Origin of the sequence: Micromonospora sp. WMMD737, assembly GCF_049179055.1 — a bacterium.
GTDB classification, from domain to species: domain Bacteria; phylum Actinomycetota; class Actinomycetes; order Mycobacteriales; family Micromonosporaceae; genus Micromonospora; species Micromonospora reichwaldensis.
On sequence record NZ_JBMHMH010000001.1, the window covers coordinates 3462619 to 3480840 of the forward strand.

Below are 18222 nucleotides of genomic sequence, written 5' to 3' on the forward strand. Positions count from 1 at the left end.
CGGGACGTCACCGGCCTCGACTGAGAACGCCCGGCTAGGGCGCCCATCTGCTGCAGTCCGACGAAGTTCACGGGGAAGGTCTGTCGGTGCCTCGTCATCCGGAGACGGTGATCACGCCGAACGCACAGCTCGCGACGAGACGCGCGGGCTTGTCGTCGCCGCGGCGACCCGGACAGCGCATGTCCCGGACAGAGCTGGCCGACGCCGTGAACATCGCCCTCGATCGGCTCTACCCGGGCCACGACCTCACCGCCCAGTATGTTGACCACCGATGGGTTGGCAAGCTGGAACGCGGAGAGAGCCGATGGCCCAGCGAAGAGCGGCGTGCCGCGCTACGACTCGCCCTTGACGCCGCAAGTGATGCCGATCTCGACCTCTACAGCCCTCGGCGCTCCAGCAGCGGAATACCGGACGCCGTGGACCGCCAACAGGTCGCCCAGTCAGGTTCACATCCCGACCTGCTTCCCGCAGGCAGTCTGCTGCAGCTCGAACACTGCGCGCCTGCGCTGTCCAGCGGTGACGTGCACCGAACAATCCCCGTCCCGACAGGACAGCACTTCCCTGGAGCGCTCATCGACGTCGAGGTATACCCAGCGGTCGACGACGGCCGCGTCCTCGCCACCATCCCCCCTTGCGGCGCGCACCGGGGGTGGCGCCGGTCGGTTCAGCGGCGGCTGATCTTGGGGCACGTAGACACACTGGATCGTCCTGGTGTGTTCGCGCTCGACTCTCGACAGGCGGATCGGCACCTGATCGAAGCCGGTCGGGACGCCCACTTGCTCATCCCTCGCGCGTACCAGCTCGACGCGATCACCACCGGCGTCATATGGGCGGTAACGAACCTCGACCTGTCGCTGCTGCTGGACGACGCCCGTTTGGACGCCGCCCGAGCCGCAGCGTCGCCGTACAGACACCTGACCCGGTCCGCCGCCAGCCACGACATCGCCGAGGACCTGGAATCAGTGTCGCGGCTGTGGATGGGATCAGCGTTCTGCGCCGACCACATCCGCCGCCACAGCCATGTCCTGTCCGACGTGCCCGTCTACTGGACCCGGGAGCAACGCGGGGAGGAAGCCAGCACGTGGCTGCTGTTCCGCCACAAACTGCGCTACCTGCGCGACACCGCCGAACGGTTCCAAAGCAGCTCCCAACCGATGACGAGGATGTTCTGCCTACCCCCGCACGCGGTAGCCGCGTCCTCGATGTCCGAACGGATCCTGCTGCTGCTCGCCATGGCATTGATGGAATCCGTCGGAATCCACACCGCGGTCACCGATGACCCGGAGTACACCACGCTGCCCGGCCTTGTCATGGACAAGAGACGCGCAATCATGGCCACCTGGATTCGCGCCGATGACGTCTGGCACGTCGATGTCACCGACGACTCCCACACCATCGCCACCTACCGTGACGCTCTCGGCGACGTGCTAGCTCACTCCGTGACCGCTAGCGACACCCCCGGCGGACGGCTCCGCCACCTGGCCGACCATCTGAGCCTCGACTGGCACTGGCTGCAAGGCCGCTGCGCCGACCTCGGCCAATACGGTTTCGCCGGACTCGCCGAGCCCCGCAGCCGACTACTCTCCCTCGACGGCGTCGACCAGGCATGCCGCTTCATCGGCACCATGCCGTAATAGGCTTCCCGCACCCGCCGCGACCGCCGGAAGGAACGATCGTGTCCCCGACCCCGCCAGAACTCGTGCCGAACGTCGTCGTGTTCGGTCTTGGCGGCACGATCGCCATGACCAGCGGCACCGGCGACGGCGTCAGCCCCACTCTGTCCGCTCGCGACCTGGTCGACGCCGTACCCGGACTGGCCACGACCGGAATCGACATCAAGGTGGTCGACTTCCGCCGCCGCCCCGGCGCCTCCCTCACCTTCGCTGACATCACCGCGCTCGCTGCAGCGGCGACCCGCGAACTCGCCGCCGGCGCCACCGGCGTCGTCGTCACCCAAGGCACCGACACCATCGAGGAAACCGCCTACCTGCTCGACCTGCTGCACCACCGCCCCGAACCCCTGGTCGTCACCGGTGCGATGCGCAACCCCACCCTCGCCGGCGCGGACGGACCCGCCAACCTCCTCGCCGCGATCCAGACCGCCGCCTCCCCCACCACGCGCGACCAGGGCTGCCTCGTCGTCCTCGCCGACGAAATCCACGCTGCCCGCCGGGTCGCCAAGACCCACTCCACCCACGGCGGCACCTTCCGCTCACCGGACACCGGCCCCATCGGCTACGTGGTGGAAGGCACCGCGCAGCTACTGACCCACGTGTCGTACCGACTCACCATCCCCACCCCGCACCAAGACGAGCGCCCCCGCGTCGGCCTCTACACGGTCAGCCTCGACGACGACCCGGCCCTCCTCAACGCCATCGCCGACCGCTGCGACGGCCTCGTCATTGCAGGCTTCGGAGTCGGCCACGTACCCGAACCCCTCGTCGACCCGCTCACCACCCTCGCCGCGCACATCCCGATCGTCCTCACCTCCCGCACCCCGGCCGGCCCAACACTCACCCACACCTACGGCTTCCCCGGATCCGAACGAGACCTCCTCACCCGCGGACTCATCCCCGCCGGCTGGCTGCACCCCTACAAGGCCCGCATCCTGCTCCGTGCCCTTCTCGCCGCACAGACCAACCCGCAGGAGATCGCCACCGCATTCGCCGTCGCCGGCAACCGCGCCGAACCGTCCTCGTGGCCCTGGCCCAGCCCATTCCAGACCGCCGATCGACCGGAGGCCCCAGCAGCGCATGCGTAGCCACAACCTCACCCCAGGACGCATGATTGGCGTGGTCTTCGATCACGGCGACGACTTCTTCACAGCCCTCGGCGACGCCTGCCGCGCCCACGACATCAAACAGGGCTACATCCCGATGTTCATCGCCGGCCTGTCAACCGCCAAGATCGTCGGCACCTGTCAACGCCTCGACAATCCCGACGCCCCCGTCTGGACCCACGTCGACCTCACCAACGTAGAAGCACTCGGCGGCGGCACCATCGCCTGGGACGACACCAACCAGAAGATCCTCCCGCACATCCACATCACCGCAGGACTCAAGGAACACAGCGCTACCGCTCACACCAGCCACCTACTGGACGCCACCGTCCAATTTCTCACCGAAATGCTCATCATCGAGGTCGCTTCACCCGCCATGCGTCGACTACCAAACCCTGGCCTTCACGACGTTCCACAACTACATCTCAACTAAGCGCCCCCGGACCGGGCTTCGGAGGGAGGTACAAGGTGGCCCGCCATCCCGACACCGTCATCACGCCCAACACGCTGCTCTCTGAGGCCCGTGAACGGCTTCCATCACCACGGCGACCCGAGCAGCCCATGTCTCGGGCCGAGTTGGCTGATCTCATCAACTCCGCCCTCTCGCAGCTCTACCCCGAACGAGACCTCAGCGCCCACTACGTCGACCGCCGCTGGGTAGGCAAGCTGGAACGTGGGGAACATCGCTGGCCCAGCCCCGAGCGCCGTGCCGCCCTGCGACATGTCTTGGGCGTCACGCACGACGTCGACCTCGGCTTGTACATTGCACGACGCACGACTTGGAGTGCAGCCATGCGCGCGCCGCAGCTGGCCGCGCCCCAGAGCAGGATCAACGAATTTTCGGCTTCTACGCTCCTCGGCTACGGCTCGGTAACCATAATCACCCCCTTGAAGCAAGAGGCCGTCCGCGCCCGGCCAGTTGTAGCTCTAGAGGACGTCGTCGGCGCGCAACGTCTCGGCGATCTCGCCAAGACGCTCGCGCTCGACACGCGATTCGAAACCGTTCCAATTGGCGGCGAGGTCGATCTCAATCGAGGGAACCTAGTCGTCATCTGCGGGCCTAGGCTGTCTCGACGGACCGCCGCCATCCTCGACCAAGACCCACGCATACGGTTCGAGCCGACCCCGAGCGGAATCTGGACCCTGCGTGACAACGAGACCGGTCTTGTGCATCGTTCCGGCCTGGATGAAACACCCGCCAGGAATTGGGACGTCGCATACCTCGGCCGCCTTCCCCGCCTCGACGGCAAAGGAACACTCATAATATTCACCGGCATACATCCGCAAGGCTCTCTCGGCGTCGTCCATCTGATAACTACCACAATCCACGAGCTGCATCGGGAGACAGCGGAGCACTGCTTCTCGATGCTCGTCGGCACGCAATTTTCCCCAGACACAGGAGAACCGGTGCGCGTAGACCGACTAACTCCCGTGTACTGGCATGAGGGAGCCCCAGCACCATGCGCGTAACGATCGCAACCGAACCCGCCCCCGGCCACCAGAACGAAGACTTCGCCGCAGCGACCGGAAACGCTGTCGTCCTGCTCGACGGCGCTGGACTGTCTGGCGTCGACGATGGCGGCTGCATTCACGGAGTTGCCTGGTATGTACGCCGACTTGGCGCTGAACTCATCGCCGGATTGGCGCACCAACACTCGTCGGGCCTCGTGCAGGTCCTAGCCGACGCTATAGACCACGTCGCTGCGGCTCACAACAAAACTTGCGACCTAAATCACCCAGGTACCCCATCATCGACCGTCGTCATGGTCGACATCGATGGGCCCCGCCTGCGATACCTCGTGCTGGCGGACTCGGTGCTCGTCATCAACGAACTGGGCAAGCGACATGTCATCAGTGATGGACGGGAAGCGGACACTGGACGTCGCCACCGCAGCGCCATGGATGCGGTTCCCGCTGACACGGCCGCCCACGATGACGCCCGTCGTACATACGTCGAGACCCTTCGTGCGTACCGGAACCATCCAGGCGGATTCTGGGTCGCTGCCGCAGATCCGCAGGCAGCATCTGAGGCGCTAACCGGAGAGGTAGATAGAAGTCGAGTCGAATCGCTTCTACTCCTGAGTGACGGCGCCAGCCGTCCTGCAGACAGATTCGGACTAATGACCTGGGACGAGCTGGCCGAGTTGGTGCGCACCGCCGGTTGCCCAGCCTTGCTGCACAAGGTCCGTGATGCCGAAAATGGCGACCCTCGTGGTCTTCGATGGCCAAGGGGAAAGATCCATGACGATGCCACGGTCGTCTACTGCGACTTCCGTTAAGGCTCCGGATAAGTGGGCCAGCTACAGATGCGCGGATGCGGCAGCCATCTACTCGTTTGTGGAGAACCAAGGGTTGCTGGTGGCGGGCGAGACAAGGGCGTGAAAATGCCGGTGCCACCGGGCGGCGAGGTCCGCTCGGGCCGCGGCGAAATAGTGGAATCACTACCAGCTAGAGCGCGTGTGGGATATGTGTTGGTCGGGTGTTTCGCACAGTGGGCGCGATCGATGGGCCGGACCTACTCGATAGACGGACATGTATCAAGTGCGGCGGTATCCGTCTGACCTGACCGATGCCGAGTAAAGTTCGTCGAGCCGATGCTGCCGTCGCCGCAGTGGAACCGGGGGGTGACCGAGCGGATCCTCACCGAGCTGCGGGAAGATGTCCGCCTGGCTCACGACCGGCAGTCCGTGCCGAAAGCGATGATCATCGACTCCCAGAGCGTGCAGGCCGCGGACACCGTGCACCACGACACTCGTGGCTACGACAGCGGGAAAAAGATCAACGGCCGCAAGCGGTTCATCGTCACCGACACACTGGGCCTGCTGGTCACCGTGTGGATCCTGGCCGCCGCCTGGCAGGACCGCGACGGCGCGAAGGGAGCCCTACTCGCCACGTACGCGGCGACCTGATCCGGCACGTGTTCGCCGACTCCGGGTTCGCCGGCCGTCTGGTTGAATGGACCCGCGACATCCTGCGCACCACTCTGGAAATCGTGCAGAAACCCGCCGACCAGCAAGGGTTCGTCGTGCACCGCCGCCGCTGGGTGGTGGAGAGGACCCTGGCCTGGCTGACCGCCCACCGACGGCTGGCCCGCGACTACGAAACCCGCCCCGCCACCTCCGAAGCCATGATCCGCTGGGCCGCCGTCGCCGGCATGCTCAGCCATCTCACCCGAGGCGGACCCGCCACCCGCCAACAACGCCGAACCTTCAACACACCCGACTAACAGACATGCGAAACGCTCTCTCAGATGCGGCAGTCACGGCCCCGTCATTCGCTCATGGCCGTCGTACTGCTAGGCAGTTTGTTGTCCTGGTACTCGAACAAGTAGAGCCCTCGCAAACCCCCGACAGCAATTGCGCTAGATCGGGGAAGCCACGCAGCACAAGAAAGACTTCCGTCAACTCTCATAAAAGCACGCTTTGCCCCGTTGTCCGTAGCAAACACTTCGAGCGTCCCTTTGCTTGTAACGGCCGCAAGATAAGAACCGGTAGGCGAGAAAGAGGTAGATGTCACCGGGCCAGCACAGCGAAGTGTAACCTCGGCCGAAGGCTGATCGATTTTGTGCAGACCAACCGACTCCGTTCCGTATGTCGTAGCCGCCCACGCCGCATCTGAGGATACTGAAATCGAGTCAGGTTGGCCTGGTATGTCGATTTTTTCAAGCATGGATTCAGCGACCAGATCCCAGACTTGGAGCGAGTTTTTGCTGTCACTGACGATAAGACGGGAGGAAGCCACAGCTAATAGTATCTTGCCGTCAGTCGTCCTCTTGAGACCCAGAGCCTGATCGAGGTTCTTCACTGCAGATCGGTCCGCGCTAATATCCCAGACCCGGAGGCTTCGCTCAGAGTCAACCGCCGCGAGCCATACACCGTTTGGGTCTGCTGCCAGAGATCTGATTTCAGGGCTACTGTCCTTGTTAAAACTGAACTCCGCTTGGAGGCGGGTAGATTTGTTCCATAACCGCACAATTTGCCCTCGCCCAATTGTGGCAATCATGCCATTGACCACAACCGCATCCCGGGTGGGCCCCGTCGGGCGAAGTTTAGCCGGTCGCAGTCTCTCTCCTGGTAACTCCTTTTCGTGGATGATGGTGCCGAGGCTCCGGCCGCTGGAGGTATTCCAAATTTGAGCGCCGCCATGTTGACCTGTGGTGACAACCCACATCTCCTCTGGCGCGGGACTGATGGTCGCAAGTCCCGCCTCAGCAGCGATTGGCGCTCGTTCTTCGGCAGCTTCCATATCCCAGGTGCGAACAGTGCCATCGCGGCTAGCCGACACCATCCACGTGGCATCGGGGGCAAACCGAACTGCTGTTATGTCGTCTGAATGGCCCTGGAGGCTAGCTAAGAGGTTCCGCTTCTGCGTGTCCCATACCCGTATCACCGCATCCTGTCCCGCTGCTGCCAGAAAGCGAGAGTCAGAAGACGAGTGAAGGGCAACCGCCCTACTGTCAGCCTTCTCTAAGGGAACCTTCCTACCTTCTTCTGTAAGGTCCCACAGCCTCACGTGCTCCTGATCGGCAGTCGCGATCCAGGTTCCGTCCGCGGCAAATCTGATCATCGTTACCCAGCCCGAGTGCGGAGAGAGGCTGAGATGAGGTTCCCAGGACCGCGTGTGCCAAACTTTGACAGCCTCGGCCCGCCCACCGCTCGCAAATAACCTCCCGTCGGCCGAGAAGGCTAAGCAGGTGACTTCGCCTCGGTGGGCGCTCAGGGTAGTAACGAGGCTTCCATCTTGAGCGTTCCAAATGCGGGCCGTACAGCCACTGCTTGTTGCCACCCACGATCCGTCGGGCGAGACCGCTATTGCGCTAACTGTGGCAGCATGGCCTGACAGTTTGTGGATAAGACTCCCTTGCGTGGCGTCCCATACGAGTGCCTCCGGGTGGCTCCCAGCCGTCAGGAGCCATCGGCTATCAGGAGAACAGGCGACAAGCCTAAATGCCCCTGGCTGTGCTCGAAGTTGTGCCAGAAGTTGACCACCTTCCACATCGCGCAGCTGCACGCTATCTGATCCGGCAATAGCTATCCACATGCCGCTAGCCGCTACCGAAACGGTGGATATCGAGCGCGCCTCTCCGTTGAAGAGAACTTTCGCCTGACCTGATGAGCTATCCCATAGGCGAACCTTTCCATCTTCACCAGCCGTCACAAACCAGTCGCCATCCGACGAAGTCACCACTCCCAACACGGCCCCAACATGGTCAACAAGTGTCCGTCGCATCGCCGGGTGCGGGAGGTCTGGCAGGGGCAATGCGTTCACGAGGCGAGGTCGGTCGAGAGCATGTCGGAGAGATTGGACTTGCTTTTTCCAGCCAGAGCTATCGCCGAGTCTGCTGTGGAGAACGTCGACTAACGCTTCTCGGGGTTCAGTAGGTTGCAAGAGATGCGACGCACGAGCCAAATCTGCGCGAAGTTGGCTAGCACCGCCGTACGCCTGGGCGACCGCGCCGGGCCAGAAATGCTTCGAATCTATTAGCGATAAGTCACTGTACGGCGCGGCTGGCCCAAAGCGTATGAGCCGTTCTCCAACCCACCGAAGGTTAGTGGCTATTGCAGCTGCGTCTGACGAGCGGTTAGCTGCTACCAAGTGGCTAATTATGTGCTCCCACAAATAGTGGTCTCGATTACTGAGATCCCACCACTGCGTCTGCGCAGGGCCTTCACCAGGCGTGCTGACGATGGGGAGTCCTTCGGCAATTGCGTCTACGAACTTACCATTAAGTGCGCGCAGCTCCGATGCACCCAACTCCGCACGAAGGAAGTCCCGCACAACATCGTGCATGGAAAGCGCATCGTCGCCTTGAGATGCCACGTTCAGAAGTGCCAAGTTCATCATACGGCGACATAGTGATCGCGTCTGAAGTGCCGAGAGCCCTGCCGTGCTGGCCCACAATTTGCCAATGACCTCAATCGGGATCACTTCATCCTCGGCAAATATGCTCAACTCTGCCAATCGTCGAGCACCATCTTTAGTAAGGAGTTTAGTGCTCGCCTCGATCGTCGCGCGCACTGCTCTTGATCGCTGCTCAGGCACGTTCAGGTCAAGTTCCACGACATCCTTGGCAATAAGGTCAACCTGAGCAGGCCCGCCATCTTGTAGGAGACATAGAACCTCGGCAGCGACCTCCGATGGATCCCGACGATGGGTCAACTCATCTGCGAGGACACGGTTTACCAACCGAAGAAGTAGCGGCCAGCGCCCGGTTGCCGACAGCAACCCGCGCAAGGTCCTTGGCTCCATAGGAGGAAGCTCCCATGTCAGAAGCTGGCGAGCTTGCGCTGGAGACATCTGGTCGACCCTGATGGCGATCGCCTGCGACGGAAGAACGGCTGGCAGGCGTGTGGTGATCAGTCGTGCACACTTTGATCCGTTTACCAGGAAGGGAGCAACCTGGTCGTCGTTCCAGACATCGTCAATGAGAAGCAGCATCTTTGGGCGAGCATCTAACGCCCTGCCGAGGTGTTGTCCAGCAAGCCTCGGATCCGCATAAGTTGTTCTCTCACCTGTGATCAAATGAATGGCGTCATTCACTCGTCCAGCGATTGCTTCTGACGAGCGGAGGTCACGCCCTAATGTTATTTGATAAATGCGATTCTTGAACCGTTTCTTTATTCGCCTGTCCGAACAAACCACCGTGGCCAGAGTGGTCTTACCGAAACCTCCGGCTCCGTGGAGCGCAGTCGTAATTCCAACTGCGCGACCATCGCTTCGAGTAAGGCCCCGCACAATCTCTTCCACTTCTTTCGGCCGCCCCACCACCCATCCAGGCGGGTCGTGCATCGCAGGTGGTGGTGGATCTCCCTGCCCTTCGATCGCCGGCCCCTGCGATCGCACGGAGACGACAGCGAGGAGCGAACCCGCGATCGTCAATGCGGCAATAGAGATCAACGGCTCTTGGACAATGAAATCCAAGACATTGGGTAGTTGCTTGTCGCCGGACGAGAGAATATTGATGGCGAAGCCTGACAGGTTGGCGACGAGCAGAACTGCGATTGGCAGCATGAACGCAATGCCTGACCTGATCCAGCGCCGCCTACCCACCCGAACCTCCCAAAGCGACGAATCAGTAGTGTGGCCGGCCTTAAGGGCGGTCGACCATGATTACCCAGTCCAAACACCTTAGTACTGCGCGGCAACTACTGCGTGCCCGCGGCTACTGTGCCCCAGCGGCTGCCTCGCCCTCGTCGTCACCGCCCCCGCCTACGGATCAGAAGGTTAGGGGTTCGAGTCCCTTCGGGCACGCCTTGGATAACTGCAGCGGCGATGGCACCGTCAGGGCCAGGGCCCCGGCAAAGTCGTCAGGTGATGCCGAGTAGTGCCAGCGGGCGGGTGCTGTCGCGGGCGTGATGCCGGTTCGCGGCGGCGATGTTGGTGATGCCGGCGGTGCGGAGTGCGCCGATGGCGGCGTTGCGGAGGGCGGCCATGACTTGTGGTCCGCTGCCGGTGCGGATCTGGGATCGGTCTTCGTCGTAGGTGACGTCTCGCACCCAGTGGACCTTGTTCTCTATTGACCAGTGACCACGGATCCATCCGGCCAGTTGGGCGGGGCTGGCTTGGTGCACGCGCAGGTCGGTGATGGCGTAGACGGTCTCGGTGGTGAAGCGTTTTGGCTGGTCGAGGCGGCGTCTGCGGCGGCGGATCTGCAGGGCCTGGGCGGCGTGCGGGAACTCGATCCCGGTGGAGATCGTCAGGATCTTGCAGGTGCGGATCTCGCGGCGGCCGTGGCCGCGGTCGGTGTCGCGGGTGGCATCCGGGACGGCTCGCCAGGGCAGGCTGGCGAGTTGGGCGTGCAGGCTGGGCTGGTTGCCTTTGACGGTGAGGATCCAGTGGGCGTCGCGTTCGGCCAGGTAGGCGACGTGGTCGCGTTGGCAGTGCAGGGCGTCGACGGTGATCACGGTGTCGCGGAGGTCGCCGATCTGGTCCAGTAGCGGTGCGAAGCGGGTGATCTCGTTGGTCTTGCCGTCGACGTCGGTGCTGGCCAGTACCACTCCGGTGGACTGGTCGCAGGCGGCCAGGACGTGCCGGGCCGCAGTGCTGGTGGTGCGGGAGCCGCGCAGGGCCTTGCCGTCGACCGCGATCGCCCGCCTATCCGCTGACGGTGTGGCTGTGGTCCGGCTGGCGAGCCAGCCGCTGACGGCCGCGGTGAGCAGGTCCGGGTCCAGGGCCTGTAACAACCGGCGGATCATCGCCTCCGACGGGCGCCGGTCCGGGGCGATGCCCAGCGCGAGCGCGGTCGCAGCCGGGACGTCGGCGACCCACTCGGCGATCGCGGTGTAGGAGCGGTAGCCGGCCGCCACGGCACAGACCGCCGCGGTCACCACGACTGCCAGCCGGTGCCGGACACCGCGGCGGGCGCGGGGATCCGGCAGGTCGGCCAGCGCTGCGGGCAGTCCAGCAGCGGCCTCGGGCACGGTGACATCCGGTGTGCTGGACACAGACGAGATCAGCGATGATGGCAGGGCGGGCATGACTCACTTCGGACGATCAACAAGGCGTAGAGAACCTCGATGATCATCTGAACGGGTCATGCCCGCCCTGCTACCACCAGCAAGGGCGCGTCTACACCAAGCGGATCAAGCCGGACACCCTCACGACTTTGCCGGGGCCCTGCCGTCAGGGCAACGCGTGTGTTGCTAGGTGATCGAGAGCAACCGTCGTCATTGCCGCGAGATCGTGGCGGGTGAGACCAGCGGTCTGGACACGAATCTGGGTAGCCAACCGCAGACCTCGGTCGTGGAAGAAGACCGGGTGCCGCCGGCGTGGCTGATCACCGTTGGTGATCCGTGCGCGCCAGTCGGCCAGAACACCGGGGTCGGCGGGATAAGCCAGACCATCGTGCTGGTTGGCGTGCAGGGCCGCCGCAACCGGACTGCACCCCTGCGCGTTCAGCGCGTCCCGGATGGCTGTTAGTACCATCGCTGGCTGCAGCTTCACGGCTAGATCATGTGCTTCGAGGAGTGCGGCCTGCCCGTCGGCTAGGACTTCCACGCATGGGCGGAGCAGCCACGGGCGCTGCGGAGCGCCACGGCCTTCGCAGCGTACGTCCACGCCGATCCGGGCGTCGCCGGATCCGCGGGGGTGCCGGCGCCATGCCATGAACATGGGGTTGCCGCCGCTGGTGCGTGAGGCGCGGGCCCCGCTGGCATCGTGGGCGCGCCGCAGGTCGGCGTTGACGGCCGCGGCGGTTCGCCGGCTTACGAGGTCTGGGACATACCAGCCGGTGGCTTGCCCGATGAGACCGTCGGCCTCGGCGTCCCAGGTACGTAGAACAGAGGCTATCTCGCGTGCCAGCCACGCGGCATGGGCGTCATCGCAGGACTGCCAGGCGTCGAAGAGGGCGGTCAGACTCAAGGGCTGCCACGGTGCCGGCGGGGTTGCTTCGTCGCCGTGGAGGGTGCAGTAGAACCGTCGTGGGGCGGTTGGCTCGACGTTCTCGGCCCATACGTTGTACCGGTCGAGTTGGTCGCCGTGAACGTCGGATGCGCCCTTCATCTCCAGCACGGCGACCGGCTTTCCGCTGTCCTGCCGCCGTAGGACCAGGTCAAGGCGGCCTTTTCCCTTGCCGGCTTGGACCTCGCGCTGACAGGTGTAGGGCCCACCGTGCAGGTTCAGTAGGCGCAGCAGGGGCCGCGGGTCTATTTCGAAGAGGAAGGCAAGCAGGTCGCTGGCAGTGTTCTCGTGTGCGACCAGACGTCCGAGGGCATTTCGACGGCGCTCGCTGGTCTCCGCCTCGTCAAACTGTTTCATCTGCAACCACCGTTGTGAGACAGGGCCGTTGGCAAGACGGCTCTGGTATGAGGAGCCAGCCCGCTATTTCACGTACGCGGACAGGCGCCAGGCTTCAGCGAGCGTCGGAGTTGCTTCCGATCCACTCGTCGGGGATCAGAGCATCGCCGCGCCAGTTGTGGCGTACGGCCCGCTGGAACCAGGGTTCGGGGAGGTCAGCGTGATCGCACACGATGATTTGCATGTCGGGTGCCAGCTCATTGGCGACGTCTCGCATGAACTCGAACAGGCGACGTACGGCGGCACGGTCATCGTCACGGCTGGGGATGCCGCGGTGCTGGTCGACCTCGGACGGGTAGTACGCCTGAGTGGGCTGGTCGAGCATGAGCAGGTGGGGCACCGGTCGGCGCTGGCGAACAAAGTAGCGGTGCAGTGCGAGGTGGGCGATGAGGTGGTAGCCGATCCAGTTCTCGGCGCTGCCGATGCGAAACAGCGGTGCTGGCCCGCTGTCGGTGTCGATGACGACCGTGAGGCGGTGCAGGTCGAGACGGATGTTGCCGCCGCGGTGCTCGAGTTCAAGTCGGTCCGCCCAACGGGTCATGTCGGCGCCGACGACGCCGAGCCGTGAGGTTACCTGCTCACGTTCTTCGTCGGGGTCGAGGTCGGCGGCTAGACGGTCGACGTTGCGACGGGCTATTTCGACGCGGGTGCGTAGATCGTCGAGGGTGTTTTCATCTCCGGCTTGGCGTAGGCGGGTTAGGTATAGGTCGATGCGTCCCTTGGTGAAGGCTCGGTCTTCTCCACGGCTGCGGGCCGCATCGAGGGCGGCGTCAGCGGCGCGGATTCCGGCCAGGGCAGCGTCGGCTCCGCGTAGCTCTTGGCGGACGCTGTCGGCGTGGCGCTCGAGTTCGTGGAGGGCAGCTACACGTCGCGGCTGGGCGCTCTCGACGGCCCGGAGCTGGCTCCGAAGATCATCAAGGGTCTGCTGCAACTCGCTGATCTGGGGATCGGGCTCGCCCAGGCCGTTGCCGCATATCGGGCAGATGTCGGCGTCGACGTGACCGTTGGGTTGCACTAACTCCAGGCTTTGCAGCCGGCCGGCACCGACGCGGACGGCTGTCTGGTAGTCGCGCTCGCCACGAGCTTGGTCATCCAGTAGTGCGCGTTGCTCGCCGATGACCCGCAACTGTCGGCGCAGGTTGTCGCGGCGCTGTTCGAGTTCCCGGCGTCGGGTGTCGTTGTTGTGGTCGATGGCTAGGTCGACGGTGGGGGTACCGAGGGCCTGTGTCAGCGCTTCCACGGCAGCGTCACGGCCGTCGACGTCCGTGCTGACGATGAGCCCTTTGGCGTGGGCTTCGTTCAGCAACGCTCGGAGCTCGACCTCTACGTCGCGGTTGAGTCTCTCGGCAGCGGCCAGGTCGGCCTCAAGGCGGCGAAGCTGGCGGCGAGCGGTCTGCAACTGCTGGCGCCTGGCGGCTTGGTCGCCCGGCACGGCGCCAAGGAAGTACGGCAGTGTGTCGGTGATCGCCTGGTGGATCCCGCGGTCGCCTTGCCGATGGAACAGCAGGTCGCGGTTACCAATTTCGCCCTGGCGTTGCAGGCATAAGAGCAGTGCGTGGCCGAGGTGGGCCTCCAGAGGGGCACGTAGGGCACCGGCCTCGGGGAGGTGCAGGTTCTCGCCGATCCCGATAAGCCGGCCGAGCTGCTGGCGGACGGTGTCGGAGTCGACGTTGACCATCAGGTCGGCGTGATCCAGCGGCTGCAGATCCGCGCCGAGTTCCAGCATTGCTTGTTGGGTGGAGGCGCGACCGGCCCGTGGGGCTGGGCGGGCGACGAACGCGCGGGTGGTGGGTAGCTGGACAAGCACCGCGTACCACGAGACGGTGTTGGTAATCGGCCCAACTGGCATGGTGACGGTGTCACGGCCCAAGCAGAACTCGGTGATGTCGAGCAAGGCACTCTTGCCGGTGGCCGACCAGCCGGTGACGATATTCAGCTCACCGGGCCGGAAGTCGACCACGCGCCGGTCACCGGCTCGGTTGTACAGCACGATCGCTAGCAGATTCATGTCGTCAGGGCTCCACACCGAGAATCGCGAAGGCGGTGCCGGGCTCGTCAGCCTTGGCCAGCCAGCGGCCCACTAGTTGTGCACTGCGCAGCAGTTGCCGAAGCTCAGGGTCGCGGCTCTTCCCGACCGCGCCGCTGAGCCCGCCAGCCTCAACGGTCAAGACTCCATGGCGCAGCCCGAACCGGAGGCCCTCCCGGACCGTCGGCGTAAGTGCCCGCGCCCGCGCCGCGAAGCCAGTGTGCAGCAGAGCGTTGCGGGACACCCACGAAGCGAGGTGCGTCGTGGTGCTGCGGGGCAACGCCTGGCGGGTGCTGCGGTGCAGTACCAGAGGTGCGACGACAAACGCCAGGGGCCAAATCATCGTCCGCTGCCGTTCAGTACGGTAACCAGCTGCGGCAGCGGCCAACACAGTCGCCACCATCGCTGGGTTGAGGTACGCCGCCGCCACCTGCGGTCGATCCTGCCAAGCTGTCACTGGCTGGCCGCCAGCAGCAACGACCCAACCCTGTCGGCGAACTCGGGATGCCAACCCACCCGACCCGCATCGGCGAGTTCGTGGTGCTTGCCCCGGCAGAAGAACGACTCGTCGTAGCGGTCGCGAACCCGGATGCCGGTGCGATCGAGAGTCTCGCGCAGCAGCCGCAGCCCGGCCCGCCGCTTGGCATCCTCGTCCGCGTCGGCAGGTAGCTCGGCCACCATCCACTCGTACTCGCGTTCCCACTCGTCGCGTAACCGTGCCTCAAACGCTTCCAACTCATCGAGGCCGATGAGGTCGTCATCGATCCAACGAGCTGTCTGCGCATACGCCCGGTAGTAATCGATGATCGCCTTCTGTATCAGCCGTGCCGGTGTGCCGACCCAGCGCAGTTGCTGCACGAAGCGCCGGTCCAGGTAGGTCACTTCTTCGGCAGGATCGAAGTGCTCCGGCTGCACCAGCGTCGGAAGGTTGTCGCGAGTGAACTGGTCACGCAGCTCATCAATCTTCACCGCGACATCGACGGCGTTGACCCGTCGTCGACGCCCCTGCAGCAGGTCGACGACCTTGGCGTGCCACCACGACCACAGCAACCCCATGAAGGTGTCTTCGTGCCCGCGTGGCAGCGCCCAGCGCAGGACCCGACGCACCGCATCGTCCAGATCGCGAATCAGAGGTGCGGCATCCAGCAGATAGATACGGGCGACGAAGACTGCGCGCACTGCGGGGTCAAGGTCGAGGAACTGGCGACGCCAACTAGCGCTCACCTCGGCGGTCGAATCCGCTGCCGCGGCCTCCAGCAACGCCAGCGCCCGCGTGACGTCTCGTTCCAGCGGTCGTAGCGCCGCTGCGGCGCTGTGCGGTCCCGCGGTCTGCGTCGTCACCATGGTCAGCGTCGGGCCCTCCGGATCACCGACGTCCTGGGTTTCCATCCACGCTCTGAGCGTGCGCCATATGTCGACGTCCTTGTCACCCAACCCTCGGCCGGCACGGAGGTGATGCTTCAGCTGTAACAACTCAGTAGGTGTTCCGTCTCGCTCCCAAGCGACATCGTCGTGCAACTCCAGGGTGATAGCACAGTCCGGCCTCTCTTCGGACCGCCGCAGCAGCTCAAGCAACGGCCACTGTGACTGGTACAGGTAGCCAAGTGCAGATGGTGCGGCGTTGTGCAACGACGACGACACGACGCGTAGTGTCGCGGAGTGAGCCGATCATGTCCAGGCTTCCGTCGCTCTTTTGGCCGACGGGCCGGGCAGCAATCCACTGTTCGGCAGGGCACTCCAAGATGACGCGAGGGACTCTCGGTACGACGAGTTGACAGCACTGCCGAAGCACGGCTCCCCGCTGAGCGATCGTGGCTACCTGGACCCGTCGGGCTCTGCGCCGACCTGACTCCGTCGCGGCCCGGTAGATCGCGTCAAGCGCTGCGTTGACTGCGTCGGCCTGTTCGCTGCGGGACATGCACTGGCCAGGACGTGTCGGCGAGGGGAGGCATCGCCGGGCACCGCTGAAGACGGTGTTCGAGTGTTCGGGCTGGTCATGATGTTCGGTTGGCGAGGCACTGTCTCTCCCCTCGACCAGCTTGCGGCCATACCGACTATGCCAGCGACTGTCTAGATCACACGCTTCCATGATGTCACGGACGGAAGCGGACATGGGTTGCAGCAAAGTCGGACCGCAAGTCGGTATTCCCGCGCTGGTCACCATAAGTGATCGTGTGAAGCGTACTCGGTAGGGATTCATGCGGCAGGTGGGCCGCTCGTGCCCCACCGGCCTGCAGACGGCAGGTTCCGTCGGCCCTGCGTGACGCGGTACCTGCACTTGGCACTGCCAGTACCAGACGGCACGAGAAACATGAGATTGGAGCGCCGAGTGACGCACACAGCTGACGTACCGAGTTCCTCGGATCAGGTTGACAGAATCCGAGACGCCCTCGTGGATCGGCTCATCGCTGACGGCATGATCACCTCCTCGGTCGTGGAGGCGGCGTTCCGGGCGGTGCCGCGGCATGCGTTCGTGCCTGCTGGCACTCCACTCGCGGTCGTCTACGACATCGATCAGTCGGTGATCACCAAGACGGATGAGCACGGGGTGCACCTGTCCTCGGTCAGCGCCGCGTACATCCAGGCGCGCATGATCGAACAAGCCGGTGTCGGGCCCGGGATGCGGGTTCTGGAGATCGGTTCGGGTGGTTACAACGCCGCACTGCTGGCTGAGGTCGTGGGGGTGGACGGGCACGTCGTTAGCGTGGATATCGACGCGGACATCACTGACCGCGCCGAGGTCCTGTTACGCGAGGCGGGCTACGAGCACCGGGTACGGGTGGTGCAGGCCGACGCGGTGCACGGCGTGCCCGGTGAGGGTGTGTTCGACCGGATCCTGGTCACGGTCGGTGTGTGGGACATTCCTCCGGCCTGGCTGGAGCACCTCGCCTCGGACGGGGTGATCGTGGTGCCGCTGCGGATGAACGGCGTGACCCGGACGATCGCGTTGCGCCGCGACGGCGACCATCTGATCAGTACCTCTAGTGAGGTGGCGGGGTTCGTGCCCCTGCAGGGCGATGGTGCGCGGCCCGAGCGGATCTTCCGGCTACCTGACCGGCAGGGTCGGTTCGTCAGCCTGCGCTTCGACGTCGGCGCCCCGGACGACGTTCGTCAGCTGGATGGTGTGCTGGACACCGAACGCAGCGAGGTCTGGTCGGGAGTCACGGTCGGACACAGCGAGTCCTTCGCGGATCTTCACCTGTGGCTGGCCGGATTCCTGCCGGGTTTCTGCCTGCTCGCGGCGGACGACGGTACCGACCTGGCTGCCGAGCGTCGTTGGTTTCCGTTCGGTGTCGTGCGCGGTGACTCGTTTGCCTACCTGGCCTGGCGTCCGGCTGAGGGTGACGCGGGTGCCGAGCTCGGGGCCCGTGCCTTCGGGGCACACGGTAAGGACGCCGCGGCGGCGATGACGGAACAGATTCAGGCCTGGTATCAGCTGGCCCATCGCAGGCCGGCACCGACGTTCGCCTACTGGCCGTCCGGCACCAACGCCGGCAGTGCGCCGGCCAACGTGGCGGTGTTGGCGAAGACGTACGGCCTGCTCATGATCTCCTGGCCGGCGGCGAGCTAGCCGCCCTCGGCCGGGTGCGCCCCACCCCTGTTCGACCTACCCGAGGAGCGT

At 64.6% G+C, this 18222-nt stretch carries 14 protein-coding genes; 8 read left to right on the forward strand and 6 right to left on the reverse strand.

The features are described 5' to 3' along the window. Positions 1-107: 107 nt before the first annotated feature. The 7 genes from ACN27A_RS14785 (at position 108) to ACN27A_RS14815 (ending at position 6005) form a co-directional block, all read left to right on the forward strand. Complete coding sequence (locus ACN27A_RS14785) at positions 108-1634, forward strand: XRE family transcriptional regulator (RefSeq protein WP_421453639.1); 1527 nt, start codon at positions 108-110, stop codon at positions 1632-1634. 41 nt (positions 1635-1675) lie between these two features. Beyond that, positions 1676-2761, forward strand: coding sequence for an asparaginase (locus tag ACN27A_RS14790; RefSeq protein WP_421453642.1), 1086 nt, complete (start codon positions 1676-1678; stop codon positions 2759-2761). Next, positions 2754-3212 carry a PPC domain-containing DNA-binding protein gene (locus ACN27A_RS14795; RefSeq protein WP_421453645.1) on the forward strand — a complete coding sequence of 153 codons (459 nt, stop codon included), beginning with the start codon at positions 2754-2756 and terminating at the stop codon, positions 3210-3212. Before ACN27A_RS14790 ends, ACN27A_RS14795 begins: the two co-directional genes overlap by 8 nt. Positions 3213-3247: 35 nt before the next feature. Further along, the gene (locus ACN27A_RS14800; protein WP_421453648.1) at positions 3248-4249 is read left to right on the forward strand and encodes a helix-turn-helix domain-containing protein; all 1002 of its coding nucleotides are present in this window, start codon (positions 3248-3250) and stop codon (positions 4247-4249) included. Continuing rightward, the gene (locus tag ACN27A_RS14805) at positions 4240-5058 is read left to right on the forward strand and encodes a hypothetical protein (protein ID WP_421453651.1); all 819 of its coding nucleotides are present in this window, start codon (positions 4240-4242) and stop codon (positions 5056-5058) included. The genes ACN27A_RS14800 and ACN27A_RS14805 overlap by 10 nt, the downstream gene beginning before the upstream one ends. Positions 5059-5403: 345 nt before the next feature. Further along, a complete protein-coding gene (locus ACN27A_RS14810; protein ID WP_421453653.1) occupies positions 5404-5688 on the forward strand; it encodes a transposase in 285 nt (94 codons plus the stop codon). 8 nt (positions 5689-5696) lie between these two features. Beyond that, positions 5697-6005, forward strand: a complete 309-nt coding sequence (locus tag ACN27A_RS14815; protein WP_421453656.1) for a transposase — start codon at positions 5697-5699, stop codon at positions 6003-6005. Between the two features lie 44 nt (positions 6006-6049). Here the strand turns inward: ACN27A_RS14815 and ACN27A_RS14820 are convergent, their stop codons facing one another. From ACN27A_RS14820 to ACN27A_RS14845, 6 genes are all read right to left on the reverse strand, one after another. Beyond that, a complete protein-coding gene (locus tag ACN27A_RS14820) occupies positions 6050-9790 on the reverse strand; it encodes an NB-ARC domain-containing protein (RefSeq protein ID WP_421453659.1) in 3741 nt (1246 codons plus the stop codon). 296 nt (positions 9791-10086) lie between these two features. Continuing rightward, a complete protein-coding gene (locus tag ACN27A_RS14825) occupies positions 10087-11223 on the reverse strand; it encodes an ISAs1 family transposase (protein ID WP_421453662.1) in 1137 nt (378 codons plus the stop codon). Positions 11224-11401: 178 nt separating this feature from the next. Next, positions 11402-12535 carry a hypothetical protein gene (locus ACN27A_RS14830; RefSeq protein WP_421453664.1) on the reverse strand — a complete coding sequence of 378 codons (1134 nt, stop codon included), beginning with the start codon at positions 12533-12535 and terminating at the stop codon, positions 11402-11404. Between the two features lie 94 nt (positions 12536-12629). Then, on the reverse strand, positions 12630-14582 hold the full coding sequence (locus ACN27A_RS14835; protein WP_421453667.1) for a DUF3732 domain-containing protein: 1953 nt from the start codon (positions 14580-14582) through the stop codon (positions 12630-12632). Between the two features lie 4 nt (positions 14583-14586). Continuing rightward, on the reverse strand, positions 14587-15057 hold the full coding sequence (locus tag ACN27A_RS14840) for a three component ABC system middle component (protein ID WP_421453670.1): 471 nt from the start codon (positions 15055-15057) through the stop codon (positions 14587-14589). Further along, positions 15054-16241 (reverse strand): ABC-three component system protein, encoded by a 1188-nt coding sequence (locus tag ACN27A_RS14845; protein WP_421453672.1) that lies wholly within the window; start codon positions 16239-16241, stop codon positions 15054-15056. Before ACN27A_RS14845 ends, ACN27A_RS14840 begins: the two co-directional genes overlap by 4 nt. Before the next feature lie 670 nt (positions 16242-16911). Here ACN27A_RS14845 and fxlM point away from each other — a divergent pair. Continuing rightward, positions 16912-18171 carry a methyltransferase, FxLD system gene (gene fxlM / locus ACN27A_RS14850; protein ID WP_421453675.1) on the forward strand — a complete coding sequence of 420 codons (1260 nt, stop codon included), beginning with the start codon at positions 16912-16914 and terminating at the stop codon, positions 18169-18171. The last annotated feature ends 51 nt before the right edge of the window (positions 18172-18222 follow it).